The sequence below is a fragment of the Streptomyces sp. NPDC057010 genome (genome assembly GCF_042673805.1).
GTDB lineage: Bacteria > Actinomycetota > Actinomycetes > Streptomycetales > Streptomycetaceae > Streptomyces.
This window is the reverse complement of sequence record NZ_JBHUSC010000113.1, coordinates 1-5,465: the sequence shown is the minus strand read 5'-3', so window position 1 is coordinate 5,465 and position 5,465 is coordinate 1. Positions and strand designations below refer to the sequence as shown.

Sequence of the window (5,465 nt, the reverse complement as noted above, 5' to 3'; positions counted from 1 at the left end):
GGGCGCCGGGGCGCGCATCGCCCCGGCGCCCCTTCGGCTGGATCGCCGCTGTCAGTCAGGATCACCCGGTTCGGCCGCGGCCGCCACTCGAACGGGTGCGGGTCCGTTGCCGGGGGCGCCAGCGGACGGCAGGGGCCGGGGCGTGGGAGGTGCGGCCCCTGCCGCCCTGGATCCGTCGTCAGCCGCGGCTGACCCGGAGCTCCTTGATGCCGTTGAGCCAGGCCGCGCGCAGCCGGCGCGGGTCCTCGCCGCTCAGCCGCAGGTCGGGCAGGGCGTCGGCCAGCGCGTTGAAGATCAGGTCGATCTCCATGATGGCCAGGGACTTGCCGAGGCAGAAGTGCGGGCCGCCGCCCCCGAAGCCGAGGTGCGGGTTCGGGTCGCGGGTGATGTCGAAGGCGCCCGGGTCGTCGAAGACCTCGGGGTCGTGGTTGGCCGAGGAGTAGAACAGGCCGACCCGGTCGCCCGCCTTGATCTTCTGGCCGCCCAGCTCCGTGTCCTGGGTGGCGGTGCGCTGGAAGGACACCACGGGGGTGGCCCAGCGGACGATCTCCTCCGCGGCGGTGGAGGGCCGGGTCGCCTTGTACAGCTCCCACTGGTCGGGGTGGGTCAGGAAGGCGTGCATGCCGTGGCTGATGGCGTTGCGCGTGGTCTCGTTGCCCGCGACCGCCAGCAGCAGCACGAAGAAGCCGAACTCGTCGGAGCCGAGGTTGCCCTGGCCCTCGGCGGCCACCAGCTGCGTCACGATGTCCTTGGCCGGGCACTCCTTGCGCTCGGCGGACAGGTTCATCGCGTAGCCGATGAGCTCCACCGCCGCGTTGGAGCCGACCTCTTCGGTGATCGCGTATTCCGGGTCGTCGTAGGCGATCATCTTGTTCGACCAGTCGAAGATCTTGGCGCGGTCCTTCTGCGGTACGCCGATCAGCTCCGCGATGGCCTGGAGCGGGAGCTCGCACGCCACCTGCGTCACGAAGTCGAAGCTGCCGTCCGCCGAGGCGGCCACCGCCTCCTCGACGATCTTCCGGGCCCGGTCGCGCAGGGCCTCCTCCAGCCCGCGGATGGCCCGCGGGGTGAAGCCGCGCTGCACGATCTGGCGTACGCGCGTGTGTTCCGGCGGATCCATGTTCAGCATGATCAGACGCTGGGCATCTATCTGCTCACGCTGGATGTGTTCGTTGAAGCGGATGATCGCCGTGTTGATGGTGGAGGAGAACAGCTCGGGGTGCGTGGAGACGTACTTGACGTCCGCGTGCCGGGTGACGGCCCAGTAGCCCTCGTCGTCGAATCCGGTGATGCCCCGGGGCTGCGGACACCACCACACGGGGGCGGTCTGCCGCAGCTGCGCGAACTCCGGGTGCGGGACGCGGCTTTGGAGCAGGTCGGGGTCGGTGGCGTCGAAGCCTTCGGGCAGCGCGGGACAGGTCATCGGGGCAACTCCAAAGTCTGACGGCCCATCAGAAGTTGGCTTGAAGGTAGTAACGAGTTCTAGAAGTGACAAGGGTCGCGGCGCCAACTGTTGCGTGTGGAATCCGTGCAGGCCGCGTGCAAGACCCTTGCGTGGCGGGGCTTCAGGTCATAAGACTGCGGGGAGAACTAGAACGCGTACTAGTTCGGGGCGGGGCGCCGGGACGGCCCGCCGCGCTGGCGCAGTGCAGGAGAGGACGAGCTCATGGCCGCGGAACCCGTCATCGTCGAAGCCGTACGCACCCCCATCGGCAAGCGCGGGGGCGCGCTCGCCAACCTCCATCCCGCCTACCTCCTCGGCGAGACCTACCGCGAGCTCCTCGCCCGTACCGGAATCCAGCCCGACTGCGTCGAACAGATCGTCGGCGGCACCGTCACCCACGCCGGCGAACAGTCGATGAACCCCGCCCGCAACGCCTGGCTCGCCATGGGCCTCCCGTACGAGACCGCCGCGACCACCGTGGACTGTCAGTGCGGCAGCTCCCAGCAGGCCAACCACATGGTCGCCAACATGATCTCCGGCGGCGTCATGGACATCGGCATCGCCTGCGGGGTCGAGGCCATGAGCCGCGTCCCGCTCGGCTCCGGATCCAAGCACGGCCCGGGCAAGCCCTTCCCGGACGAGTGGAACGTCGACCTCCCGAACCAGTTCGAGGCCGCCGAGCGCATCGCCCGCCACCGCGGCCTGACCCGCGAGGACGTCGACCGGCTGGGCGTGCTCTCCCAGGAGCGGGCCGCGGCCGCCTGGGCCGAGGAGCGCTTCAAGCGCGAGACCTTCGCCGTCCAGGTGCCCACGACGGAGGAGGAGCAGGCCGCCGGACAGGGCATGTGGCGCCTGGTCGACCGCGACGAGGGCCTGCGCGACACCTCCATGGAGGCGCTGGCCCGGCTCAAGCCGGTCATGCCGACCGCCGTCCACACCGCCGGGAACTCCTCGCAGATATCCGACGGGGCCGCCGCCGTGATGTGGGCCTCGCGCAAGATGGCCCGTGCCCTCAAGCTGCGCCCGCGCGCCCGGATCGTCGCCCAGACCCTGGTCGGCGCCGACCCGCACTACCACCTCGACGGGCCGATCGACGCGACGCGGGCCGTCCTCGGCAAGGCCGGCATGTCCCTCAAGGACATCGACCTCGTCGAGATCAACGAGGCCTTCGCCTCCGTCGTCCTCAGCTGGGCCCGGGTCTTCGACCAGGACCTGGAGAAGGTCAACGTCAACGGCGGCGCCATCGCCCTCGGCCACCCCGTCGGCGCCACCGGCGCCCGGCTCATCACCACCGCGCTGCACGAGCTGGAGCGGCGCGACAAGGAATTCGCGCTGATCACCATGTGCGCGGGCGGCGCACTGGCGACCGGCACGATCATCCAGCGCCTGTGAGCCTGCGCTCGGCGCCCCTCTGAACCCGTGGGAGGGGATGCAGAAGGCCCCGGCGGCCGGACCTGGGGAGGCCGGCCACCGGGGCCTTCGTATGTCTGCTGCCTGCGGCTGTGCTGCCTGCCGGCGGTTTAGTACCAGTGGTTGGCGGACCAGAAGTTCCAGGCGTCGACGGGGCTGCCGTAGCGCTCGTTCATGTAGTCCAGGCCCCACTTGATCTGGGTGGCCGGGTTGGTCTTCCAGTCGGCGCCCGCGGAGGACATCTTCGACGCCGGCAGGGCCTGGACCAGGCCGTAGGCGCCGGAGGAAGCGTTGGTCGCGGTGTAGTCCCAGCCACTCTCGTGGGAGACGATCTTGTCGAACGCAGCGAACTGGGCCGGGTCCTTGATCATCTGCTGGGCGATCGCCTTCGCACCCATCGGGGCAGCCTGCGCGGGAACCGCGGCAAGCATGGAACCGGCGACGCCCAGGGCGAGGACGGTACCCGCGAGGGTCTTCTTCGAAGCGGCGATGCGGCGGATGACGGCGTTGGACACGGATTGACCTTCCGAAGGGGACAAGGACGGTCGCGGGCACGCCGGAGCATGCGTGAGCCACTCACGCGAAGGAGAGGGATTCGTCGGCGGCGGGTGAAGCACCCGGGCCGCCCTGCGACTCATCCAGTTCTACAGACGCCCCCACCCCCTGGCAACGACCCCGCCTACTAGCCACCCTCGCAGCCGGGGCGCAACGACCCCCTGGCCGTAGCGGGAGATGTCCTCCCATAAGGGGTCAGCAGGGACTACTATCACGGTTCGTATGTGACCTGGGTCCTGTGGGGCGGCTCACCGCCCAGGGCCCCGAATCTCACGCTCCGCGACCGCCCGTACCCCTTCCGGCCGACGGGTCGGAGGCGATTCCGGCCCCCGAATCGAAGGAGACGGGCGCGCCGAAGGCAGCTTTCCGCGTCGCCCGCCGCAGCGCCTTCAGCAGCGTGGCGCCCAGGGTCAGCGTCAGGACCACCGTCAGCGCCGCCCGGCCCAGGTCCCAGCCCACCGAGGTCGCCAGGCAGTACGCGGCGAAACGCGCGAGGTTCGCCGGCACCGGGTCCCCGGGATGGAAGGAGATGCCCTGGCCCATGCCCTGCAGGATCACCCAGCCCTGGAGGTTCATGACCGTGCCGTACGCGAAGGAACCCGCGAAGCCGTACGCCGCCAGCATCAGCAGCTCCGCCCGGCCCCTGATACGCGCGGCCCCGGGCAGCAGCCCCGCGCCCAGCGAGAACCAGCCCATCGCCAGCATCTGGAACGGCATCCACGGGCCGACCCCGCCCGTCAGCAGGGCGGACGCGAACATCGTCACCGAGCCGAGGACGAAGCCGAAGCCGGGCCCGAGGACGCGGCCGCTGAGCACCATCAGGAAGAACATGGGCTCCAGGCCGGCCGTGCCCGCGCCCAGCGGTCTCAGCGCGGCGCCCACGGCGGCGAGCACCCCGAGCATCGCCACCGCCTTCGCGTCCATGCCGGTGTCGGCGATGGTCGCGACGACGACGGCGACGAGGAGCGGGAGCAGCGCCGCGAAGAGCCAGGGGGCGTCCTCGGAGTGGGCGAGCCCCGACTGCCGGTCGGCGAGGAGCGGCCAGCCGAAGGCCGCGATGCCGATGAGGGTGACGAGGACCAGGGCGGCGGCGGCCCTCGGCCCGATACGGACGGGGCGGGCGGGGCGGACGGGGTTGCCGGGCCCGGTGGCGCGGCTCACGACAGGGCCTCGGCGACCTGGGCCACGGTGAGCCAGTGGCCCGGCGCGAGGACCTTCGCCACCTGCGGCGCGAAGGCGGGGGAGGAGACCACCACCTCGGCGGTCGGGCCGTCCGCGACGACCTCCCCGCCGGCCAGGATCACCACGCGGTGGGCCAGCTCGGCGGCGAGCTCCACGTCGTGGGTGGCCAGGACGATGGCGTGGCCCTCCGCCGCCAGGGCCCGCAGCACCTCGACCAGTCGGGCCTTGGCGGCGTAGTCCAGCCCGCGGGTCGGCTCGTCGAGGAGCAGCAGGGCGGGCCGGCCGGTCAGGACCAGCGCCAGCGCGAGGGCCAGGCGCTGCCCCTCCGACAGGTCGCGGGGGTGGGTGTCGTCGGGGACGTCCGGGAGCAGGGCGGAGACGAGGTCCCGGCAGGTACCGGGGGCCGCGGCCGCGTCGGAGTCGGCGGCGGCGCACTCGGCGGCGACCGTGTCGGCGTAGAGGAGGTCGCGGGGTTCCTGGGGGACGAGGCCGACGCGGCGCACCATCTCCTGCGGCGGGGTGCGGTGGGGGGTGGCGCCGCCGACGGTCACCGTGCCGGTGGTGGGGGGCAGGGTGCCGACGAGGGCGGACAGGAGGGTGGACTTGCCGGCGCCGTTGCGGCCCATGAGGGCGATGGTCTCGCCGGGCGCGACCGCGAGGTCGATCCCGGCCAGCACCTCTGCGCGTCCGCGGCGCACCCCCAGCCCCCTGGCTGCCGCGACGCTTCCGGGGGCGGGTGTTGGGGTCGGGTTGCTCCGGCGGAGCAGGCGTGCGAGCAGCCCGGGGGCTGCGCTGCTGGGGCTCCGCCCCAGACCCCGCGCCTCAAACGCCGGCGGGGCTGGATTTCGGCCGGCGTCAGCCTGCACCTTTGCGC

5 protein-coding genes are annotated in these 5,465 nt (G+C 72.0%); 1 reads left to right on the top strand and 4 read right to left on the bottom strand.

What is annotated here, in order from left to right; all coding sequences use genetic code 11:
- Positions 1-178 precede the first annotated feature (178 nt).
- Positions 179-1,423: a cytochrome P450 gene (locus tag ACFTXQ_RS36315; RefSeq protein WP_382649866.1), complete on the bottom strand. Its 1,245-nt coding sequence runs from the start codon at positions 1,421-1,423 to the stop codon at positions 179-181.
- Positions 1,424-1,666: 243 nt separating this feature from the next.
- Between ACFTXQ_RS36315 and ACFTXQ_RS36310 the strand changes: the two genes are divergently transcribed.
- Positions 1,667-2,836: a steroid 3-ketoacyl-CoA thiolase gene (locus tag ACFTXQ_RS36310; RefSeq protein WP_215016207.1), complete on the top strand. Its 1,170-nt coding sequence runs from the start codon at positions 1,667-1,669 to the stop codon at positions 2,834-2,836.
- A 128-nt stretch (positions 2,837-2,964) separates the two neighbouring features.
- On the opposite strand, the gene ACFTXQ_RS36305 is transcribed toward ACFTXQ_RS36310, so the two are convergent.
- From ACFTXQ_RS36305 to ACFTXQ_RS36295, 3 genes are all read right to left on the bottom strand, one after another.
- Positions 2,965-3,369: a transglycosylase SLT domain-containing protein gene (locus ACFTXQ_RS36305; RefSeq protein ID WP_382636487.1), complete on the bottom strand. Its 405-nt coding sequence runs from the start codon at positions 3,367-3,369 to the stop codon at positions 2,965-2,967.
- Positions 3,370-3,679: 310 nt separating this feature from the next.
- Positions 3,680-4,570, bottom strand: a complete 891-nt coding sequence (locus tag ACFTXQ_RS36300; protein ID WP_382649863.1) for an ECF transporter S component — start codon at positions 4,568-4,570, stop codon at positions 3,680-3,682.
- A partial coding sequence (locus ACFTXQ_RS36295; protein ID WP_382649860.1) for an ATP-binding cassette domain-containing protein occupies positions 4,567-5,465 on the bottom strand: 899 nt, incomplete at its 5' end. The genes ACFTXQ_RS36295 and ACFTXQ_RS36300, both read right to left, overlap by 4 nt.